The following is a 19389-nucleotide window of genomic DNA, read 5'->3' as shown; positions in this document are numbered from 1 at the left end:
GGGGCCGCCGCTTACGTTGCTGCGAGCTGAAAGCGCTTGCTGTCGTCGTTCCGCTCGCGCTCGCACCCGCGTCTGTCTCGTGCCCGTGTCCCGGAGGAGTCCGATCACATCCATGACTGCATCCGAGACCACTCCCGAGACCAGTCACGAGGCCAGTCCCGAGACGGCTGCCGAGATACGCCACTCCCGGCCCGCCCCGCTCGCCGGCCGCCGGATCAGGGTCGCCGTGATCGGCACCGGCGCCATCGCACGCGACTCCCACCTGCCCGCGCTCGCCCGGCTCGCCGATGAGGGCGAGACGGAGCTCGTCGCCGCCGTCGACATCGACGCGGAGTCCGCCGAGGGCTTCCGCACGGCAGCGGCGGCGACCGCGGCCGGTGCGCCCCGCCCCTACACCGACCTGGACCGGATGTTCCAGGAGCAGCGCCCCGACCTGGTCACCATCTGCACCCCGCCCACCCTGCACCGCGACCAGACCGTCACCGCGCTGCGCGCCGGTGCCTGGGTGTGGTGCGAGAAGCCGCCGGTGCCGAGCCTCGCGGACTTCGACGCCGTCGAGGCGGAGGAGGGCAAGGACGGCGGGCCCTACGCCTCGATCGTCTTCCAGCACCGCTTCGGTTCGGGCACCCGGCATGTACGTCGCCTGCTCGCCGAGCAGGCCATGGGCCGTCCGCTCGTCGCCCACTCCCAGACGACCTGGTATCGCGACACCGCCTACTACGCCGTGCCCTGGCGCGGTCGCTGGCGGACCGAGGGCGGCGGTCCGGCGATGGGGCACGGCATCCATCAGATGGATCTGCTGCTCGACCTGCTCGGACCGTGGAGCGAGGTGCGCGCCATGGCCGGCCGCCTGGTGCACGACGTGGAGACCGAGGACGTCTCCACCGCGCTGGTGCGCTTTGCGAACGGCGCGATGGCGACCGTCGTGAACAGCGTGCTGAGCCCCGACGAGGTCAGCCGCATCCGCATCGACTGCGAGCGCGCCACCGTCGAACTCACCCACCTCTACGGCCACGGCAACGACAACTGGCGCATCACCCCGGCCCGCGACGTGCCGGCCGTCGAGGCCGCGGCCTGGCAGGACTTCGGCGCGGACGTACCCAGTTCGCACCTGGAGCAGCTGCGGGACCTGGTCGCGAGCATGCGCGCGGGGGAGCGGCCGCGCAGCAGCGGCGCGGACGGGCGGACGAGTCTGGAGCTGATCGCCGCGCTGTACAAGTCGGCGTTCACGGACGCGACCGTCAAGGCGGGGGAGATCGGCCCCGGGGATCCGTTCCACGCGGCGATGCACGGGGGTGCGCCCGGCTGGGCGCCCGTCGTGGGTGAGCAGGTCGGCGGCGGCGAGCGGGTTGTCGCGGGCGAGGAGGCCGCCGCGTGACCGGGCTGCGGGTCGTGCACGAGCACGGCGAGCGCATCACGGTGACCGAGTCGGCCGGCGGCGTCGAACTGCTCGCCTACGTCTACCGCGCGGAGGCCGCATGGGAGGCCCCGAAGCCGTACGTCCACCCGCTGCGGACCCTCGCCGGTGACGTCGTCACCGACTACCGTCCCAACGACCACCGCTGGCACAAGGGCCTGTCGCTGACGGCCTCACATCTGTCGGGGGCCAACCTCTGGGGCGGCAATTCCTACGTCCATGGACAGGGGTATCTCGAACTCCCCGAGCGCGTCGGGTCGATGGCCCACGTCGCGTTCGACGAGGTCTCCTCGCACGGTGACCGTGTCGTCATCGCCGAGCGGCTGACGTGGCACCCCCACAGCGGTGAGCTGTGGGCCGACGAGCGCCGCCGGATCGAGGTGCACGACATCGAGCCGGAGTCCGGCTCCTGGGCCCTGACGTGGACGAGCGCCGTGACGAACCGGCGCGAGGAGCCGCTGAGGTTCGGCAGCCCCACCACCGCCGGGCGCGACATGGCCGGCTACACGGGCCTGTTCTGGCGCGGCCCGCGCGCCTTCCGGGGCGGCCGGATCATCGCCCCCGGCGCCGATGGCCCCGCCCTGATGGGCGAGCAGGCGCCCTGGCTGGCCTGCTCCGGTGAGCACGACGGCACCGACGGCCACGCCACCCTCGTCTTCGCCCACGCCCCGGAGAACGACCACGCCGGCGACCTGGGCACCCACCCCGCCCACTGGTTCGTACGCAACGAGCCCTTCGCGGGCGTGGCCCCGTCCTGGGCGTTCCATGACGAACTGGAGCTGGCGCCCGGCGCCACCCTCACCCGCCGCTACCGGGTCGTCGTGGCCGACGGGGCGTGGGAGCGGGAGGAGATCGCCAAGTACCTGGAGACGCACCCCTGGTGAGGGGCTCCAGGGCCTGACTCACGCGGCCGACGGCCCCGCCACCGTCCAGCCCGGCGCCTGGGGATGGGCCGTCAGGTCCTCGTGGTGCACCGCGCCGCCGCAGGCCTGGCAGGTGACGACCGGGACCAGTTCGTTTCCGCAGATGTGCTCGATCACCATGGGGCGGTCGTCGTCCGTGCGGAGGTGGCGGTCGCCCCACGCCATGAGCGTCATCAGGACCGGCTCCAGCTCCAGCCCCGCCTGTGTGGGCCGGTACTCGAAGCGCTGCGGGCGCTCGCTGTAGGCGCGCTTGGTCAGGATGCCGGCGTCGACGAGGCGGCGCAGCCGCGTGGCCAGGATGTCGCGCGGGGCGCCGATATTGCGCACGAGCTGGTCGAAGCGGCCGTTGCCCAGGCACACCTCGCGCAGGACGAGCAGGGAGTACTTCTCGCCGACGAGCGCCAGGGCATCGGCGATGGAACAGGGGCGCGGGTCTTTGGTGGCGGCCATGGCGCTCAGTTTAGGGGAGGGTTCGACTTTCCAACTTAACGGGTTTGATTTTCCAACCCATGGGGCTATGGTGAGTTTGGATTTCCTACTCACCGGTAATCGCGCCGGTCGCCCCACCGGCCTGCGCGCCGGTCATCGCCCGGCGTCCAAGGAGGCCCGCACCATGCGAGACGCAGTCATCGTCGAAGCCGTACGCACCCCGATGGGCAAGGGCAAGCCGAACGGCTCCCTCGCGCACGTCCACCCCGTCGAACTCCTCGCCCACACCCTGCGCACCCTCGTCGAGCGCTCCGGCGTCGACCCGGCGCTGATCGACGACGTCATCGGCGGCACCGTCGACCAGGTCGGCGAGCAGGCCATGAACACCACCCGCTACGCCGCCCTGTCGGCGGGCTTCCCGGAGACGGTCCCGGCGACCACCGTCGACCGTCAGTGCGGCTCCTCCCAGCAGGCCGTGCACTTCGCCGCCCAGGGCGTCATCTCCGGCGCCTACGACCTGGTCGTCGCCTGCGGTGTCGAGTCGATGAGCCGGGTGCCGATGTGGTCGAACGTGCCGCCCGGCAAGGACCCCTTCGGCCCCGGCATCGCCGAGCGCTACCCCGAGGGCCTCGTGCCGCAGGGCATCAGCGCCGAGCTGATCGCCGCCAAGTGGTCGATCACGCGTGAGCAGATGGACACATTCGCCGTCTCCTCGCACCACAAGGCGGCCGAGGCCTGGGACAAGGGCCTCTTCGACGCCGAGGTCGCGCCCCTGGACGGCGTCTCGCGCGACGAGTGCGTACGACCGGGCAGCACCCCCGAGATCCTCGCCGGCCTCAAGCCCGCCTACTACGACCCGGCGTTCGCCGAGCGCTTCCCGCAGATCGAGTGGAACGTCACCGCGGGCAACGCAAGCCCCATCAACGACGGCGCCTCCGCCGTGCTCATCACCTCCAGCGAGACCGCGGCCCGCCTGGGCCTGCGCCCCCTCGCGAGGCTGCACAGCTTCGCCGTCACCGGCTCCGACCCGCTGCTGATGCTCACGGGAGTCATCCCGGCGACCGAGAAGGTGCTGCGCAGGGCGCGGCTGACCCTCGACGACATCGACCTCTTCGAGGTCAACGAGGCCTTTTCCAGCGTCGTGCTGGCCTGGCAGCAGGAGACCGGCGCCGACCTCGCCAAGGTCAACGTGCACGGCGGTGCGATCGCGATCGGCCACCCGCTCGGGGCCAGCGGAACCCGTCTGACGACGACCCTGGTCCACGCGATGCGCGAGCGCGGCGCCCGCCACGCCCTGCAGACGATGTGCGAGGCGGGCGGCCTGGCCAACGCGATGGTGTTGGAAGCGGTCTGAGGGATCACTTGAGCCTGAGGTGGTGGCGCTTGCGCCAGGCCACCACCACGCCCGCGAGCGCCGGTACGGCGATGCAGGCCAGCGCGATCAGAAAGGCGGGCGACGTCGGCGCGGACGCACGGGCGCCGGCGACGACGTACGCGGCGGTGTTCGGGACCGACCCGAGCGCCGTCGCGAGCAGGAACGGGACATAGCCCATGCGGGAGACGGCGGCGCAGTAGTTCGCCGCCCAGAACGGCACCCCGGGGAACAGCCGCACCGCCAGCATCGAGCGGAATCCGTGCCGGCTGAACTGGCCGTCCGCCGCCTTCAGCCACCGGCCGCGCAGCAGCGGGCGCAACGCGTCCTGGCCGAGCAACCGCCCCAGCCCGAAGGCGATCCCGGCCCCCAGTACGGTGCCCGCGAGCGCCGCGCCGATGCCCCACTCGGAGCCGAAGAGCGCGCCCGCCGCGAGGTTCAGCAGCGGCCGCGGCACGAACGCCACCGTGACCAGTCCGTACGCCACCGCGAACAGCACCACCGCGGCCGGGCCCGCGACCTGCGGCGGCCAGCCGTGCGCCAGGAGCTTGTGCGGCTCGAAGAGCAGGACGGAGGACGCGGCCGCCGCGAGCAGGACCACGAGCAGGGACAACCGCGACCACGGCGACAGGAGCGCTCTCGTGCAGCGCGTGGCGAAGCCCGCCGGGGCGGGAGCGGGGACGGCGGGTTCCGTGGCGGCGGCCGGGGGACAGGCCGCCTCGGTGCCCCCAGAGCGGGTGGTGGCATCGAGCATTCGGCGACAGTAACCGACGAAGATGTGTGATCGCCGTATGGTTCGTCTCATGCGCGTCACAGGTGAGGGAACACCGGACGTTCCGGCCAGTGCGCTGGCCGACACGGTCATGGAGCGGCTCACCACCGCGTACGCCGCCGCGGCGGACCCCGAGCGGGCCGCCACCGCCCGGGCGTACATGAAGGACGTGGCCCCCTTCCTCGGCATCCCCACACCCGCGCGCCGCACCCTGTCCCGCACCGTCGTCCAGGGCACACCCCGCCCCGACGAGGCCGACTGCACCGCCGTCGCCCTGCGCTGCTGGCAGCTGGCCGAGCGCGAGTACCACTACTTCGCCGTCGACTACCTGCGCCGGCACGTCGGGCGCCTCTCCTCGGGCTTCCTCCCGGTGGCCCGGCACCTCGTGACCACCGTGTCCTGGTGGGACACCGTCGACGCGCTCGCCGCACACGTGGTCGGCGGGCTCGTCGCGGCCGGCCCGAAGCTCAAGGCGGACATGGACACCTGGATCGTGGACGACGACCTGTGGGTCGCCCGCACCGCCCTGCTCCACCAGCTGCGCTACAAGGAACGCACCGACACCGCACGCCTCTTCGCCTACTGCCTGCGCCAGTCCGGGCACACCGACTTCTTCATCCGCAAGGCGATCGGCTGGTGCCTGCGCGAGTACGCCAAGACCGACCCGGACGCCGTACGGGACTTCCTGGCGCGGGAACGAGGGCGGTTCGCGCCGCTGTCGGTGCGGGAGGCACTGAAGAACATCGGGGACTGAAGTCCCGTACCACGAAAAACCATTCGACGTCGGACATGGCGTCGGCAATGATCGACGCCATGTTCCGGTACGCCTTCGTCGCTGCAGCATCCGCCGTCGCGGATGCTCCGAAGGCTGCCGTCGCGATCTTCCTGGCCGCAGTCGACGGCGCCCGAAGCTGACCCTCTCCGTATCGTCCGGCGGACCCCGCAGGGGGAGGGTCGGCAAGTCCTTGGGGTCCCGCTCTCCATCAAGAGGCTTCGAGGTACAGCCATGTCCAAGACGGCTTACGTCCGCACCAAACCGCATCTCAACATCGGCACGATGGGCCATGTCGACCACGGCAAGACCACCCTGACCGCCGCCATCACCAAGGTTCTCGCCGAGCGCGGATCGGGCACCTTCGTCCCCTTCGACCGCATCGACCGGGCGCCGGAGGAGGCCGCGCGCGGCATCACCATCAACATCGCCCACGTCGAGTACGAGACCGACACCCGCCACTACGCGCACGTCGACATGCCGGGCCACGCCGACTACGTCAAGAACATGGTCACCGGCGCCGCGCAGCTCGACGGGGCGATCCTCGTGGTCTCCGCGCTCGACGGGATCATGCCGCAGACCGCCGAACACGTCCTGCTCGCCCGGCAGGTGGGCGTCGACCACATCGTCGTCGCCCTCAACAAGGCCGACGCCGTCGACGACGGCGAGGATGCTGCGCTCACCGACCTCGTCGAGCTGGAGGTCCGCGACCTGCTCAGCGAGCACGGCTACGGGGGAGACGCCGCGCCCGTCGTACGGGTCTCGGGGCTGAAGGCCCTGGAAGGGGACCCGAAGTGGACGGCGTCGATCGAGGCGCTGCTCGACGCCGTGGACACGTACGTTCCGATGCCGGAGCGGTATGTGGACGCGCCGTTCCTGTTGCCGGTCGAGAACGTGCTCACCATCACCGGGCGGGGGACCGTGGTGACCGGTGCGGTCGAGCGGGGCACCGTACGGGTGGGTGACCGGGTCGAAGTGCTCGGTGCCGGGCTGGAGACCGTGGTCACCGGTCTGGAGACCTTCGGCAAGCCGATGGACGAGGCGCAGGCCGGGGACAACGTGGCGTTGCTGCTGCGTGGGGTTCCGCGGGACGCCGTCCGGCGGGGGCACGTGGTCGCGGCGCCGGGGAGTGTGGTGCCGCGGCGGCGGTTCTCGGCGCAGGTGTACGTGCTGTCGGCGCGCGAGGGCGGTCGTACGACGGCTGTGGCCACGGGGTATCGGCCGCAGTTCTATATCCGTACGGCGGATGTGGTCGGGGACATCGACCTCGGTGAGGTGGGGGTCGCGCGGCCCGGGGAGACGGTCACGATGACCGTCGAGCTGGGGCGTGAGGTGCCTTTGGAGCCTGGGCTCGGATTCGCCATCCGCGAGGGTGGCAGGACCGTGGGGGCGGGGACCGTGACTGCCGTCGTGTGAGGGGGTGCGGTTCGTGGGGGACTGCGGGTTCGTCGTGGCTGGTCGCGCAGTTCCCCACGCCCCTGAAGGGGCGCTCCCCGCCCCTCTCGCCAACAGTTCCCGGCACAATGGGAAGGTGAATGACCCCATACCCGTCACCCGGTCCGTCGACCACGGCACCGCCAAGCTGATGCCCGACGTCGATCGGAAGCGGGCCTGGCTGCTCACGGTCGACGGGGCCCCGCAGTCGTACGTCGATCTCGACGAGCCCACGCACCTTGAGTTCGAGTACGCACGGCGGCTCGGGCATGTGCTGGACACCGTCGCCGAGGCGGGGCGGCCGTTGGACGTGCTGCATCTCGGCGGCGGGGCGCTCACGCTGCCGCGGTATCTGGCGGCGACCCGGCCCGGTTCACGGCAGGACGTGATCGAGGCCGACCGGGGGCTGATCGAGCTCGTCGTCGAGCATCTGCCGATCGAGGACGGGGACGGCATCCGGCTGCACGCCGGGGATGCCCGGACCTGGCTGGAGGAGGCCCCGGACGACTCGGCCGACGTGCTGGTCGCCGATGTCTTCGGCGGGTCACGGGTGCCGGCGCATCTGACGTCGGTCGCGTACGTGCGTGAGGCCGAGCGGGTGCTGCGGCACGGCGGCGTCTATCTGGCCAACCTGGCCGATGCCGCGCCGTTCGCCTTCCTGCGCTCCCAACTCGCCTGTTGTGCCACGCTGTTCGAGGAGCTCGTGCTGATCGCCGAGCCGGGCGTCCTGCGGGGGCGGCGCTTCGGCAACGCGGTGCTCGTCGCCGCGCATCACCCCGTCGACACGGCCGCCCTGGCGCGGCTCACCGCCTCCGACGCCTTTCCTGCCCGCGTCGAACACGGGCCCGCCCTGCGGGAGTTCATCGGCGGCGCGCGGCCGGTGCTGGACGAGGACGCCGTGCCGTCACCCGAGCCCCCCGACGGGGCTTTCGGCATCGGCTGAGTCGGCCCGGCTTCCGGCGGTCACCTGCTTGGTACGGCGGCGGAGGTTGCGTACGTCGGGTACGCACAGGACCGCCGCCGTGACGACCACGACCAGCGTGGCACAGCCCCACAGCGCCGAGGTGCGCCCGAACGCCGTCTCCGCCGGACCGGCCAGGGCGGTCGCCAGCGGGACCAGGGCCACCGAGCCGAACCAGTCGTACGCGGCGACCCGGGAGAGCTTGTCCTCCGGTATCTCCTGATGGAGTGCGGTCATCCAGGAGACGCCGAACACCTCCACCGTCACGCCCGTCAGGAACATCACCACACAGAGCACGCTGACCGGCACGGGTACGGCGAGCGCGGCCGAGGGCAGGGCGAGCGGGAAGACGCACAGGGTGCCGGCGAGGAGGAGGCGGCGCGGTTTCCAGCGGGTCATGAGGAGGGCGCCGGCGACCGTGCCGGCGCCGAAGAAGCCCAGCGCCAGGCCCCATGGGCCCGCCCCGCCCAGGTGGTCCCGGGCGACGAGCGGGCCGTAGACCGCGTCGGCGGCACCGACCACCGCGTTCGCGATGGAGAACTGCACGACGATGCCCCACAGCCACGGCCGTCCGGCGAACTCCCGCCAGCCGTCGCGCAGATCGGCGAGCATGCCGCCGCCCGGTGTGCGCTGCGGTACGTGCCGCACATCCAAAAACGCCCGCATGGCCCCGGCGACCGCGAAGGCCGCCGCATCCGCGGCCAGTACCCAGCCCGGCCCGATCGCGGCCACCAGGGCGCCGCCGAGCGCGGCACCGCCCACCGCCGCGCCCTGCATCGCCATCCGGAACACGGCGAACGCCCGGCTCGCCTGCTCCCCCTGGACCGACGACAGCAGCATGCCCTCGGCCGCCGGGCTGAAGAACGCCTGGCCGGTGCCGCCGAGCGCCGTCAGCAGCATCATCTGCCACAGCTGCGCCTCCCCGGCGAGGACCAGTACGGCGAAGGCCGCCTGGGAGAGGCAGTTCAGGGCGTTGGCCGCGACCATCACCCGGTGCCGGGGGAGCCGGTCCGCGAGGGCGCCGCCGATCAGCAGGAAGAGCACCAGCGGCAGCGTGCGGGACGCGGCCACCAGGCCCACGTCACCACCGTCGCCACCCTCCTCCAGCACGGCGAACGCCGCCGCGATCAGTGCGCCGTGACTGCCGAGGTTGGTGACGAACGCCGCGGCGGTCAGCAGGCTGTAATTGCGGCCGGCCCAGGCGGGGCGGGAACGACGGCGGAGATCGGCGGCGGAGGTCACCGGCCGACTATCCCCGTCCGGACCAGGTTTTGCCAAACGATTTGCAGGTCACGGGCCGGGTGCACCACTTTCCCCGGCAGGGGTACGACGCTCGTCACATGGACCTGTCCACGGACCCTACTCATGGGTAACATGACCGCCATGAGCGCAGACCAGATGTCCATCGGCGAGATGCTCGCCGCCACCGTGCCCATGGCCCGGACCCTGAACCTCGAGTTCGTGGAGACCACGCCGGAGAAGGCCGTGGTGGCCCTGCCGGACCAGAGCGAGTACCACAACCACGTGGGCGGACCGCACGCCGGTGCGATGTTCACGCTCGGGGAGTCCGCCAGCGGGGCGATCGTGCTCGCCGCGTTCGGCGAGCAGCTCTCGCGTGCCGTGCCGCTCGCCGTGCGCGCCGACATCGCCTACAAGAAGCTCGCCATGGGCCCGGTCACCGCCACCGCGACCCTGGGCCGCCCGGCCGCCGAGGTCGTGGCCGAGCTGGACGCGGGTGAGCGGCCCGAGTTCCCGGTGGCCATCGAGATCCGCCGCGGGGACGGGGCCGTCACCGGGGAGATGACCGTCGTCTGGACGCTGCGGCCGAACGGCTGAGCCGACCGTACGCAAGCAGGGGCCTCGCGAGGGGCCCCTGTTTCTTTTCCCCGGCCCGGCGGCCGTCCCCGACGTGCCGCTGTGCGGCATGCGGAATTGAAGATTCCGTGGACCGTCGGTCTTTGACTGCACACAACTCGCCGTCAATGCGACGGCCATGTCGAATACGGGTGTTGTTACTGGCGGTAACTGGTCTGAATTCGCTGGTTTTTGAACTTCGGTCACCCGGACTTCTTGTTAACTGCGCGTCGCTTGTGCAAAAGTGAGCGGCCCGATAGCCGGTCCACAGGTGACACGGCCTAGGTATGCACCAATCACGCACCTGCTTTCCGACGGACGCGCATTCCCCAAAGCGCCCGGCGGACGGGAAGGAAATGGTTCAGTGCAATCCCCTTACCCCCCACGCCCGCCCTACCCCCCACGACCCGGAGTGAACCCCGGCCGTTCCGACCGCGATCTCCTCGCAGGCCTGGGCAAGGCCGAAGCGGACGGCCGTGCCGTCGCCCTGCTGATGGCGCGCCACTGGCGTGCCACCTACGACTACGCCGCCATCTGCCTGGTCTCCACGGCGAGTTCGGCCTCCATGGTGGCCGCCGCGGCGTTCCATCGCGTGCTCGGCCACCCGGCCGGCGGCGCACTGCGTCCCCAACTCCTCACCGCCGTACGGGACCTGGTGAAGGAGTGGGCGGCCGACGGCCGTATTTCCGCTCTGCTGCCGGAACTCGCCAAACCGACCGGAGGACGCGGCCTGCGTGCCGCGCGGTCCGTGACACCCGAAAGACGCCACATCGCCGAGCGCGCATTCCGGGCGCTGCCGGGGGCCTCGCAATGTCTCCTCTGGCACACCGAGGTCGAAGCGGAACCGATAACCATACCCGCTGGTCTGCTGGGCGTGGACGCGGGCACCGCAGCGGCGGCGATGGAGGGAGTGCGTGAGCAATTCCGGGCGGGTTGTGTACGTGCCCACCGCGAACTCGCGCCCACCCGGGAATGCCGCTTCTACAACCGTCTCCTCGACGTTCCCATTCGCCGGGGCGGCGCCTTGCTGCCCGATGTCCAGCAGCATCTGGCGGAGTGCCGCTACTGCCGTCACGCCGCCGAGCAGCTGAGCCATTTCGAGGGCGGCCTCGAAGTGCTGCTCGCCGAAACCGTGCTCGGCTGGGGCGCCCGGCGCTATCTCGACTCCCGGCCGGGGCGAGGCGGTTCGGGGGCGGCGACGGGTACCCGCCCGGCCCGCGGCGGCCGGCACCGCCCGGCGCGCCCCACCGCGCCGCACGGACGCGCGAAGGCCCTCGCCGTGGGCGTCGGCGTGACCTCCCTCGTCCTGCTCGTCACCCTGCTCACCGCCAAGGGCTGGTCCGAGGAGAAGGGCGTTCCCGACGCGCAGGCCACCTGGGGTGCGCCCAGCGGCCAGTCCGTCGGTCCGGGCGCCGTGACCCGGCCCTCGTCCCGCGGAACACCGTCGGCCGCCTCGGCCGAGGACCCCGTCGAGATCGCCCAGGGCAGGCTCCGCAACCTCGACCGCGGCCTGTGCCTGGACATCCGCGACGGGGAGCTCCGAGGCGGTGCCCGGGCCGAGCTGGCGGAGTGCTCGTCCGCCGCGTCCCAGCAGTGGTCGTACCAGGACAGCGGACTGCTGCGCAGCGCCGCCGCCCCCACCCTCTGCCTCGACTCCGACTCCGACTCCGACCCCGGCAAGGGCACGGTCGTCCTCGCGAACTGCCTCGCGCACGCCGGCGAGGTGCGCTACGACCTCACCGTCCACGGGGAGCTTCTGCCGCGCCGGTCCGACGGGCTGGCGATCGCGTCCGGTGCGGGCGAGAGCGTGGTGCTCGCCGAACGGGACGGGTCCGAGGCACAGCGCTGGCTGCTCGACGGCGGGCTCACGGACGAGGGCGGGACGAAGCCCGGCCGGAAGGAAAAAGAAGGGGAGCGACGGGACGACAAGGGGGACGGCGGCACCACCGCGGATCCCGACGCCGCACCGGAGCACGAGGCACCGGACGCCGCAGTCCCCGAGCCGCCCGAGGCGGACGCCCCAGCGGACGAACCGGACCTGCCGCCGGACCCCGCGCAGCCGCGGTACGAGACGCGCTACGTCCAGGACGACTCCGGCGGCGAAGCCGGATCCACCACCCCTGCCGATCCCGCCGTCGCCCTCCCGGCCGGGGTGCCGGCCACCGCCTCCACGGTCATCGGCGCCGCCACGACGGCCCTCGACTCCGTCCTCCGCCAGACAGGGCCACCCGCGGGTGGCCCCGGCTACGGCTGACGAGCCGGCTCAGTCAGCGGCCCGGCTGCAAGGCGTGCAGCAGCAGCGGCAGGGAGCGGTGCAGTTCGCGCTCCCAGTACGGCCAGTCGTGAGTGCCGGGCCCGTAGAAGTCGGTGATGAGCCGCACTCCGGCGGCCTTCATCCGGTCGGCGACAGCGTGGTTCATGTCGTTGAGCAGCGCCTCGAGGTCGTCCTGGGCGCCGGGCGGGTCGAAGGGGCCGGCGGTGCCGTCGCCGCTCGACAGGAACACGGGGAGCGAGCGCAGCCGGTGCGCGAGGTAGTACGGGTCGTGTGCCTCCCAGATGGCACGCTGGGCCACCGGGTCGCCCCACAGGGCGAGCGGGTCCTCGCCGAACCCCTTCAATCCGTCCATCAGGCCGTACGGGAAGTCGCCGTACAGGGGATGCACCACGCCGCTGTAGCTCGCCGCCGCCCGGAACATGCCGGGGTGGTGCGCGGCGTAGAGCAAGGTACCGAGGCCGCCCATGGACAGCCCGGCGATCACCCGGCGGTGGCCGGCGCCGTAGCCGTGCTCCAGCAGCGGGCGCAGCTCGCGAAGGTGGAAGGTCTCCCACGCCGGCGGGCCGCCGTTGCCGTGGTTCCACCAGTCGCTGTACCACCCGGCCTGCCCGCCCTCGGGCATGACGACCAGCGTGTCACGCAGCTGCCGCAGCGTCGCCACATCGGTTTCGCGGGTCCAGCTGTCGTACGTGTCGCAGCAGCCGTGCAGCAGGAACAGCACCGGCCACCGCCGGCTCTTGCTCCGCTCGTCCCAGCCGTCCGGGGTCAGCAGCCGCACCTTGGCGGTACGCCCCAGAGCGGGCGACGCAACGGTCAGGTCGAGCAGGCGAGGTCCCACCTTCTCCTCTGCCACGACCCGGGCACCGCCGGCCCCGCCCCCACTGCCGACGGCCGCGGTCGCGGTCCCCGGCAGGACCGCCATGACCAGGGCGACGAGGGCGGTCCAGATCGACAGACGGGCATGGCCAGGGCGCACGGTGAGCCTCCACTCCGAGCGAACCGATCGGCGACGGATCAGTGACACTGGGGAGCGTACGGACCGTTGGGACACGGGTCACTACGCCGGACAGCTGAAGTCGGGCGGAACCGTGATGGCCGGATGCCGTCTGTTCAGGGGTGGGTGAGCGCCCATACGGTGTGCGGCCTTCGCGTACTGGGGGGTCCCGTGAACGGTCTCCTCGGTGTGGTCGGTCGGCCGCGCCGACGGTCCCGAGGGCACCTTCGCACCGCGCGTCCTGCGGTTCGGCTGAGACCAGGGCAACCCCGGGGGCTCGGAGACCGTCACACAGAACGGGTAGGCTTCCCCGGCGCACGCTCACAGCCGAGCATGCGCCGGGAAAGCACGGCGTCAGGACACGGGAGGAAGCGGCGTTGCACGTCCAGGAATGGCTCGAAACGGTGCCCCCGCTCGCCATCTATCTGCTGGTCGGCGTGGTCATCGGCCTGGAGAGCCTGGGCATCCCACTGCCCGGCGAGATCATCCTGGTGTCCTCGGCGCTGCTCGCCTCGCAGCACGGTGAGATCAATCCGTTCGTCCTCGGCGCCTGCGCGAGCGCGGGCGCGATCATCGGCGACTCCATCGGCTACGCCATCGGCCGCAAGGGCGGCCGCCCCCTGCTGGCCTGGCTCGGCAACAAGTTCCCGAAACACTTCAGCGAAGGCCACATCGCCACGGCCGAGCGGTCCTTCCAGAAGTGGGGCATGTGGGCCGTGTTCTTCGGCCGCTTCGTCGCCCTCCTGCGCATCTTCGCCGGCCCGCTGGCGGGCGTCCTGCGGATGCCGTACTGGAAGTTCCTGATCGCCAACGTCCTCGGCGGCATCGTCTGGGCGGGCGGCACGACCGCGGTCATCTACTACGTGGGCGTGGTCGCCGAGTCCTGGCTGAAGCGCTTCTCGTGGCTGGGCCTGGTGGCAGCGGTCCTGATCGGCCTCACGTCGATGCTGATCATCAAGCGCAAGGCCAAGAAGGCCCAGACAGCACACCCGGCGCCGGAACCCGTAGGCGCCGGGGACTGAAGCGCCCCCTAAGGGGCGCGGGGAACTGCGCGACCAGCCACAGACGGCCCGCAGACCGCGTACGACCTCTACGCCCCGTGCTCTTCCCGGTGCGCCTGAGCCAGCGCGGCGTACATGGTGCCGTTGAGCGTCACGCCCTGCCGCTCTTCCTCAGTCAGCTCCCGCCTCACCTTCGCCGGCACCCCCGCCACCAGCGACCCCGGCGGCACCCGCATCCCCTGCGGCACCAGAGCCTGAGCGGCGACCAGCGACCCGGCCCCGATCACCGCCCCGTTCAGCACGGTCGCCCCCATCCCGATCAGGCAGTCGTCCTCGACGGTCGCCCCGTGCACCACGGCGTTATGGCCGACCGACACCCGCTCCCCGATGCTCACGGGGAATCCGGGATCGGCATGCAGCGTGCAGTTGTCCTGGATGTTCGACTGGGCCCCGACGGAGATCCGCTCCACGTCACCCCGCACCACCGCCCCGTACCAGACACTCGCGCCCGCCTCCAGCGTCACGTCCCCGATCACCGAGGACGTCGGCGCCACGAACGCCTCCCCGTCGATCTTCGGGTCCTTGCCCCCGATGCCCATGACCAGCGCCCTGTCCCTCATCGCCCACTCCTCGCCACAACGTCGTAGACGCACGGTACGCCACCCGGTAGGGCGAAGATCACAGGCCCCGCACCTCATACGGGCGCCGTGCGGTAAGTACGGTGAGCGCGTGCCCAAGCGCAAGAACACGTTCTCATCCTGGCGACGCCGACTGGCGCAACGCGCCGTCCACGCGGGCTGGGCCTGGGTGCAGCGCACGGGTTCGGTGACGGCCGAGAGCCCCGGCCGTTTCCACTTCGGCTCGATCGGCGAAGCCACCCGCCTCGCCTTCCCGCTCGGCACGGTCTTCGGCGAACCCTGGATCCACCTCGGCTCCCACTGCATCGTCGGCGAGCAGGTGACGCTGACCGCGGGTCTGATGCCCGACCTCGACCTCGGCCCGGAGCCGATCCTGCGGATAGGGAACGGCGTGGTCCTGGGCCGCGGCAGCCATGTCATCGCGGACACGACGGTCACCATCGGCAGCGACTGCTATTTCGGGCCGTACGTCTACGTGACGTCCACGAACCACTCGTACGACGATCCGCACGAGCCCATCGGCAAGCAGTGGCCGCGCATGGAGCCCGTCGAGATCGGCCCGGGGTGCTGGATCGGCACCGGGGCCGTGATCCTGCCGGGCGCGCGGATCGGGCGGAACGTGGTCGTGGCGGCCGGTGCGGTGGTGCGGGGCACGGTGCCCGACCATGCGGTGGTGGCGGGGGCGCCCGCCCGGGTCGTACGGCGCTGGACGCCCGATGACGGCTGGCAGCCGCCGCTGCGGACGCCGGCGCCGGTGCCGATCCCCGACGGGATCACGCCCGAGCAGCTCCAGGCCCTGGCCGAGCTGGACGAGGAGACGGTGGCGAAGCTGGCGGAGCTGGACGAGAAGGCGGCCGTCGAACTCGCCGAGCCGGCCGCGGAGTCCTGAGTCAGCCGGCCGCCAGCAGCACCGTGCCCACCAGCGCGAGCCCCGCACCCGCCGCCTGCACCGCCCGCAGCCGCTCCCTGAGGAAGCCCCGCGCGGCCAGAGCGGTCACCACGGGGTAGAGCGAGGCCAGGACGGCGGCCACGGTGACCGGGCCGTGGTGGGCGGCGATCACATAGGTGCCGTTCGCCGCGACATCGGCGAGACCCACGAACGCGAACGCGGGCAACGAGCGCCACGGAAGGCCGCCGTCGGGGAGGCCGGCCGCGCCCCGCCGCACGGAGGCGTACCACGCGAGGCCGCCCGCCGCGACGTTGACCACGCGCTGGACGAACAGCGCGAGGAACAGGCCCGTGACGGTGGACGACGCCTCCGCGATCAGCGCGAACACCGTGCCGAAGCCGAAGGCGGCGACCAGCGTGAGCAGGATGGCCTGCCGCTGGACGGGAGCGCCCCGCAGCTGCGGTCCGCCCGCGAGGACGACCCCGAGCACGGCGACCGCGATGCCCGCGGCCTGCATCAGTCCGGGCCGCTCGCCGAGGACGAGGCCCACGCCGACCGGGACCACGACTCCGACGGTGCCGAGCGGGGAGACCACGCCCATCGGGCCCAGCGCGAGCGCCTTGTAGAAGCAGAGCAGGGCGACCGGGCCCACCACACCGGCCGCGACCGCGAACCACAGCTGGGAGCCGGCCTCGCTCCAGCCGCCGGTGGCCACCACGATCACGCCGAGCACGGCGGCCGCGATCGCCTGCGAGACAACGACCACCGTGAGCGCCGGGGTGCGCCGCGTCAGCAGTCCGCCGCCGAAGTCGGCCAGCCCCCAGAGCAGGCTGGTGGCCAGGGCGAAGAGTGCTGTCACGGTCGCCTCGCAGTACAGTTCGGTGCACGATCAGGTGCACCTCACCGTAGTGCAGTGAGATAGACCCTGTCATCCAGAATATTGGACTCCGGAGCAATGGACGGAATGTGGCGGACCTCGACCTGCTGACCCAGTCCCTGGGGCGCAACGTCAAACACTGGCGCGCCGTGCGCGGCTTCACCCTCGACGTGCTCGCCGCCCGTGCCGGTGTCAGCCGCGGCATGCTCATCCAGATCGAGCAGGCGCGGACCAACCCGAGCCTCGGCACGGTGATCAAGATCGGGGACGCGCTCGGGGTCAGCATCACCACCCTGCTGGACTACGGGCAGGGTCCGAAGGTCCGGGTCGTGCCGGCCGACCAGGTGGTACGGCTGTGGCACACCGACGCCGGCAGCTACAGCAGGCTCCTCGCGGGCACCGAGGCGCCGGGGCCGCTGGAGATGTGGGAGTGGCGGCTGATGCCGGGCGAGAGCAGCAGCTCCGACCCGCACCCCGCCGGCACCTTCGAGATCGTCCACGTCATCGCGGGCGAGCTGACCCTCACCGTCGAGGACGCGGAGTACCGCGTCCCGGTCGGCGCCAGTGCCACCTTCGAGGCCAACGCCCCGCACACATACGGCAATCAGGGGGATGTCCCGACGGAGTGGATGCTCGCGGTGTCGGTGCCGCCCGTCCGCTGAGACGGCCGGCCGACGGCCGATCCGGTCCTGTTAGCGTGCGCTCATGGACGCACCCATCGGACACTTCGACAACGCCACCCCGGCCCCCGACTGCCTCGACGAACTCACCCGCCCGGTCGCCGACGCCGTACGCCACTGGCACGGCAGCGTCCCCGCCGACCAGATGGTCTACGTCGACACCGACCCGCAGTGGGCCGACACCGCCGTCTTCGTGCAGCACTACGGTCCGGAACTGCTCGAACAGTCCGCGAACTGCGTGGTCGTGGCGGGCAAGCGCGGCGGCGAGACCACGCTGGCCGCGTGCGTCGTCCTCTCCGCGGCCCGGGTCGACGTCAACGGCGTCGTACGCCGGCACCTCGGCGCCCGCAAGGTGTCGTTCGCCTCGATGGACACGGCGACCGGTGAGACCGGCATGGAGTACGGCGGCATCACCCCGATCGGACTGCCCGAGGGCTGGCCGGTGCTGGTGGACCCGGCCGTCGTCGACCTGCCGTACGTCCTGGTCGGCAGCGGACGTCGGCGCGGCAAGCTGCTGGTGCCGGGCAAGGCGTTCGCGGAGCTGCCCGGAGCGGTCGTGCTGGAGGGGCTCGGTGTCTCGGCCTGACGCCTCACGCCGTGGTGTGGTGCGCGAGGGCCAGGTGCGGATCCGCCTCGCCCGGAGCCGGTGCCGGGTCGGCGTGGACCAGGGCCGCCGTGAGCCGGGGCACGGCGTGCAGCAGGGCGTGTTCGGCGTCGACGGCGATGGCGTGCGCCTGACGTACCGTCGCCTCGCCGTCCACGACGACCGCCACCTCGGCGCGCAGCCGGTGCCCGATCCAGCGCAGCCGCAGTTCGCCCACCTCGCGCACCCCCGCGACCTCCACCAGCGCCCGCTCGGCCCGGTCGACCAGCGCCGGGTCCACGGCGTCCAGCACCCGCCGGAACACCTCCCGGGCCGCGTCCCGCAGCACGAGCACGATCGCGGCAGTGATGGCCAACCCGACGACCGGATCCGCGAGTTGCCAGCCCAGCGCCGCACCGCCCGCGCTCAACAGCACGGCCAGTGAGGTGAATCCGTCCGTACGGGCGTGCAGTCCGTCGGCGACCAGCGCGGCCGAGCCGATCGCACGGCCGACCCGGATCCGGTACCGGGCCACCCACTCGTTGCCCGCGAACCCGACGAGCGCGGCCACGGCGACGGCGGGTATCCGCTCCACGGGCCGTGGGTCGAGGAGGCGGTCGACCGCCGTCCAGGCCGCGAAGGCCGCGGACGCGGCGATGGTCAGCACGATGACGATGCCCGCGAGGTCCTCGGCCCGCCCGTAGCCATAGGTGAAGCGGCGCGTCGCCGCGCGGCGGCCCAGCACGAAGGCGATCCCGAGCGGTACGGCCGTGAGCGCGTCCGCGGTGTTGTGCACCGTGTCCCCGAGCAGCGCCACCGACCCGGAGGCGACCACCACGACCGCCTGAGCGAACGCCGTCACGCCGAGCACGGCCAGCGAGACCCACAGGGCGCGCATGCCGCGGGCCGAGGACTCCAGCGCGGTGTCGAGCTTGTCGGCGCTCTCGTGGGAGTGGGGTGTGAGGAGGTGGGCGAGGCGGTGGCGGAGGGGGGTCGGGGTGTGGTCATGAGCGTGGCCGTGATGGTCATGGTGCTCGTGCGGGTGTCCGTGCCGGTGGTGCTCCTGCTCGTGCCCGTCGCTCACAGCGCTCCCCTTCCGTACGCGGGAGTGGACGAGTGCCCGCCCACGACGCCATTATGTGCGTATGAGCGCACGCATGCACCTATCACCTGCGCACGATGCGCATCCGCGCACCCCGGGCGAGGAGCAGTTCGCGCTCGCCGCGGAACTCCTGGCCCTGCTCGGCGACCGCACCCGCCTCACGCTGCTGCACGCCCTGACGGCGGGGGAGGCCGATGTCACGACGCTGACCGAGGCCTGCGGCGCCGCCCGGCCCGCCGTCAGCCAGCACCTGGCCCGGCTGCGTCTCGCGGGGCTGGTGAACACGCGCAAGGAGGGCCGCCGGGTGGTCTACGCCCTGCGCGACGGCCATCTGCGCCGCCTCGTCGACGAGGCGCTGAACGTGGCGGACCACCGGCTGAGCGACCGGCCCCCGCACGACTGACGAATCACCCGCT

Annotated in this window: 20 protein-coding genes; 13 read left to right on the top strand and 7 right to left on the bottom strand. The window is 72.1% G+C overall.

Translation table 11 applies throughout. The features are described 5' to 3' along the window. Positions 1–112: 112 nt before the first annotated feature. Positions 113–1378, top strand: a complete 1266-nt coding sequence (locus tag ACIBU0_RS29690) for a Gfo/Idh/MocA family protein (RefSeq protein WP_398824489.1) — start codon at positions 113–115, stop codon at positions 1376–1378. Beyond that, on the top strand, positions 1375–2301 hold the full coding sequence (locus ACIBU0_RS29685) for a PmoA family protein (RefSeq protein ID WP_398824487.1): 927 nt from the start codon (positions 1375–1377) through the stop codon (positions 2299–2301). Before ACIBU0_RS29690 ends, ACIBU0_RS29685 begins: the two co-directional genes overlap by 4 nt. Positions 2302–2319: 18 nt before the next feature. On the opposite strand, the gene ACIBU0_RS29680 is transcribed toward ACIBU0_RS29685, so the two are convergent. Continuing rightward, positions 2320–2790 (bottom strand): winged helix-turn-helix transcriptional regulator, encoded by a 471-nt coding sequence (locus tag ACIBU0_RS29680; protein WP_398824485.1) that lies wholly within the window; start codon positions 2788–2790, stop codon positions 2320–2322. 163 nt (positions 2791–2953) lie between these two features. Here ACIBU0_RS29680 and ACIBU0_RS29675 point away from each other — a divergent pair, with 163 nt between their 5' ends. Then, entirely contained in the window at positions 2954–4123 is a 1170-nt protein-coding gene (locus ACIBU0_RS29675) for a thiolase family protein (protein ID WP_398824483.1), read from the top strand. Between the two features lie 4 nt (positions 4124–4127). Here ACIBU0_RS29675 and ACIBU0_RS29670 read toward each other — a convergent pair whose 3' ends face one another. Then, the gene (locus ACIBU0_RS29670; RefSeq protein WP_398824481.1) at positions 4128–4895 is read right to left on the bottom strand and encodes a TVP38/TMEM64 family protein; all 768 of its coding nucleotides are present in this window, start codon (positions 4893–4895) and stop codon (positions 4128–4130) included. 49 nt (positions 4896–4944) lie between these two features. Here ACIBU0_RS29670 and ACIBU0_RS29665 point away from each other — a divergent pair, with 49 nt between their 5' ends. The 3 genes from ACIBU0_RS29665 to ACIBU0_RS29655 all read left to right on the top strand — a co-directional run bounded on the left by ACIBU0_RS29665 (position 4945) and on the right by ACIBU0_RS29655 (position 8062). Next, the gene (locus tag ACIBU0_RS29665) at positions 4945–5667 is read left to right on the top strand and encodes a DNA alkylation repair protein (protein ID WP_398824479.1); all 723 of its coding nucleotides are present in this window, start codon (positions 4945–4947) and stop codon (positions 5665–5667) included. A gap of 252 nt (positions 5668–5919) precedes the next feature. Next, positions 5920–7101 carry an elongation factor Tu gene (gene tuf, locus ACIBU0_RS29660; RefSeq protein ID WP_398824477.1) on the top strand — a complete coding sequence of 394 codons (1182 nt, stop codon included), beginning with the start codon at positions 5920–5922 and terminating at the stop codon, positions 7099–7101. Between the two features lie 115 nt (positions 7102–7216). Next, positions 7217–8062 carry a spermidine synthase gene (locus tag ACIBU0_RS29655; RefSeq protein WP_398824475.1) on the top strand — a complete coding sequence of 282 codons (846 nt, stop codon included), beginning with the start codon at positions 7217–7219 and terminating at the stop codon, positions 8060–8062. Here the strand turns inward: ACIBU0_RS29655 and ACIBU0_RS29650 are convergent. After that, complete coding sequence (locus tag ACIBU0_RS29650) at positions 8024–9322, bottom strand: MFS transporter (RefSeq protein WP_398824473.1); 1299 nt, start codon at positions 9320–9322, stop codon at positions 8024–8026. The two genes, ACIBU0_RS29655 and ACIBU0_RS29650, sit on opposite strands and share 39 nt — an antisense overlap. Positions 9323–9478: 156 nt before the next feature. Between ACIBU0_RS29650 and ACIBU0_RS29645 the strand changes: the two genes are divergently transcribed. Both ACIBU0_RS29645 and ACIBU0_RS29640 read left to right on the top strand, forming a co-directional pair. Continuing rightward, the gene (locus tag ACIBU0_RS29645) at positions 9479–9916 is read left to right on the top strand and encodes a DUF4442 domain-containing protein (RefSeq protein ID WP_398824620.1); all 438 of its coding nucleotides are present in this window, start codon (positions 9479–9481) and stop codon (positions 9914–9916) included. Between the two features lie 583 nt (positions 9917–10499). Then, positions 10500–12188 carry an RICIN domain-containing protein gene (locus ACIBU0_RS29640; RefSeq protein WP_398824618.1) on the top strand — a complete coding sequence of 563 codons (1689 nt, stop codon included), beginning with the start codon at positions 10500–10502 and terminating at the stop codon, positions 12186–12188. Between the two features lie 13 nt (positions 12189–12201). On the opposite strand, the gene ACIBU0_RS29635 is transcribed toward ACIBU0_RS29640, so the two are convergent. Continuing rightward, a complete protein-coding gene (locus ACIBU0_RS29635; protein WP_398824616.1) occupies positions 12202–13131 on the bottom strand; it encodes an alpha/beta hydrolase in 930 nt (309 codons plus the stop codon). Between the two features lie 449 nt (positions 13132–13580). Between ACIBU0_RS29635 and ACIBU0_RS29630 the strand changes: the two genes are divergently transcribed. Continuing rightward, positions 13581–14225 carry a DedA family protein gene (locus ACIBU0_RS29630; protein WP_398824471.1) on the top strand — a complete coding sequence of 215 codons (645 nt, stop codon included), beginning with the start codon at positions 13581–13583 and terminating at the stop codon, positions 14223–14225. A gap of 68 nt (positions 14226–14293) precedes the next feature. Here ACIBU0_RS29630 and ACIBU0_RS29625 read toward each other — a convergent pair whose 3' ends face one another. Then, positions 14294–14824, bottom strand: a complete 531-nt coding sequence (locus ACIBU0_RS29625; protein ID WP_398824469.1) for a gamma carbonic anhydrase family protein — start codon at positions 14822–14824, stop codon at positions 14294–14296. Between the two features lie 109 nt (positions 14825–14933). Between ACIBU0_RS29625 and ACIBU0_RS29620 the strand changes: the two genes are divergently transcribed. Beyond that, on the top strand, positions 14934–15731 hold the full coding sequence (locus tag ACIBU0_RS29620) for an acyltransferase (RefSeq protein ID WP_398824467.1): 798 nt from the start codon (positions 14934–14936) through the stop codon (positions 15729–15731). A 1-nt stretch (position 15732) separates the two neighbouring features. Here ACIBU0_RS29620 and ACIBU0_RS29615 read toward each other — a convergent pair whose 3' ends face one another. Then, complete coding sequence (locus ACIBU0_RS29615; protein ID WP_398824465.1) at positions 15733–16590, bottom strand: EamA family transporter; 858 nt, start codon at positions 16588–16590, stop codon at positions 15733–15735. Between the two features lie 107 nt (positions 16591–16697). On the opposite strand from ACIBU0_RS29615, the gene ACIBU0_RS29610 reads away from it, so the two are divergent. Then, entirely contained in the window at positions 16698–17270 is a 573-nt protein-coding gene (locus ACIBU0_RS29610; protein WP_398824463.1) for a helix-turn-helix domain-containing protein, read from the top strand. Between the two features lie 43 nt (positions 17271–17313). Continuing rightward, entirely contained in the window at positions 17314–17874 is a 561-nt protein-coding gene (locus ACIBU0_RS29605) for a YbaK/EbsC family protein (RefSeq protein ID WP_398824461.1), read from the top strand. 4 nt (positions 17875–17878) lie between these two features. Here ACIBU0_RS29605 and ACIBU0_RS29600 read toward each other — a convergent pair whose 3' ends face one another. Further along, positions 17879–18955: a cation diffusion facilitator family transporter gene (locus tag ACIBU0_RS29600; RefSeq protein ID WP_398824459.1), complete on the bottom strand. Its 1077-nt coding sequence runs from the start codon at positions 18953–18955 to the stop codon at positions 17879–17881. A gap of 61 nt (positions 18956–19016) precedes the next feature. Between ACIBU0_RS29600 and ACIBU0_RS29595 the strand changes: the two genes are divergently transcribed. Continuing rightward, positions 19017–19376 carry an ArsR/SmtB family transcription factor gene (locus ACIBU0_RS29595; protein ID WP_398824457.1) on the top strand — a complete coding sequence of 120 codons (360 nt, stop codon included), beginning with the start codon at positions 19017–19019 and terminating at the stop codon, positions 19374–19376. The last annotated feature ends 13 nt before the right edge of the window (positions 19377–19389 follow it).

Origin of the sequence: Streptomyces sp. NPDC049627 (assembly GCF_044465645.1) — a bacterium.
Classification (GTDB): Bacteria; Actinomycetota; Actinomycetes; order Streptomycetales; family Streptomycetaceae; genus Streptomyces.
The sequence above is the reverse complement of the archived record's forward strand: the minus strand, read 5'-3'. Positions and strand labels throughout refer to the sequence as shown.

What these genes read in the sequence shown, in the direction of transcription:
- ACIBU0_RS29690 (WP_398824489.1), top strand. Translation starts at nt 113, where the DNA reads ATGACTGCATCCGAGACCACTCCCGAGACCAGTCACGAGGCCAGTCCC.
- ACIBU0_RS29680 (WP_398824485.1), bottom strand. Translation starts at nt 2,790, where the DNA reads ATGGCCGCCACCAAAGACCCGCGCCCCTGTTCCATCGCCGATGCCCTG.
- ACIBU0_RS29675 (WP_398824483.1), top strand. Translation starts at nt 2,954, where the DNA reads ATGCGAGACGCAGTCATCGTCGAAGCCGTACGCACCCCGATGGGCAAG.
- ACIBU0_RS29670 (WP_398824481.1), bottom strand. Translation starts at nt 4,895, where the DNA reads ATGCTCGATGCCACCACCCGCTCTGGGGGCACCGAGGCGGCCTGTCCC.
- ACIBU0_RS29665 (WP_398824479.1), top strand. Translation starts at nt 4,945, where the DNA reads ATGCGCGTCACAGGTGAGGGAACACCGGACGTTCCGGCCAGTGCGCTG.
- tuf (WP_398824477.1), top strand. Translation starts at nt 5,920, where the DNA reads ATGTCCAAGACGGCTTACGTCCGCACCAAACCGCATCTCAACATCGGC.
- ACIBU0_RS29645 (WP_398824620.1), top strand. Translation starts at nt 9,479, where the DNA reads ATGTCCATCGGCGAGATGCTCGCCGCCACCGTGCCCATGGCCCGGACC.
- ACIBU0_RS29640 (WP_398824618.1), top strand. Translation starts at nt 10,500, where the DNA reads ATGGTGGCCGCCGCGGCGTTCCATCGCGTGCTCGGCCACCCGGCCGGC.
- ACIBU0_RS29635 (WP_398824616.1), bottom strand. Translation starts at nt 13,131, where the DNA reads ATGGCGGTCCTGCCGGGGACCGCGACCGCGGCCGTCGGCAGTGGGGGC.
- ACIBU0_RS29625 (WP_398824469.1), bottom strand. Translation starts at nt 14,824, where the DNA reads ATGAGGGACAGGGCGCTGGTCATGGGCATCGGGGGCAAGGACCCGAAG.
- ACIBU0_RS29605 (WP_398824461.1), top strand. Translation starts at nt 17,314, where the DNA reads ATGGACGCACCCATCGGACACTTCGACAACGCCACCCCGGCCCCCGAC.
- ACIBU0_RS29595 (WP_398824457.1), top strand. Translation starts at nt 19,017, where the DNA reads ATGAGCGCACGCATGCACCTATCACCTGCGCACGATGCGCATCCGCGC.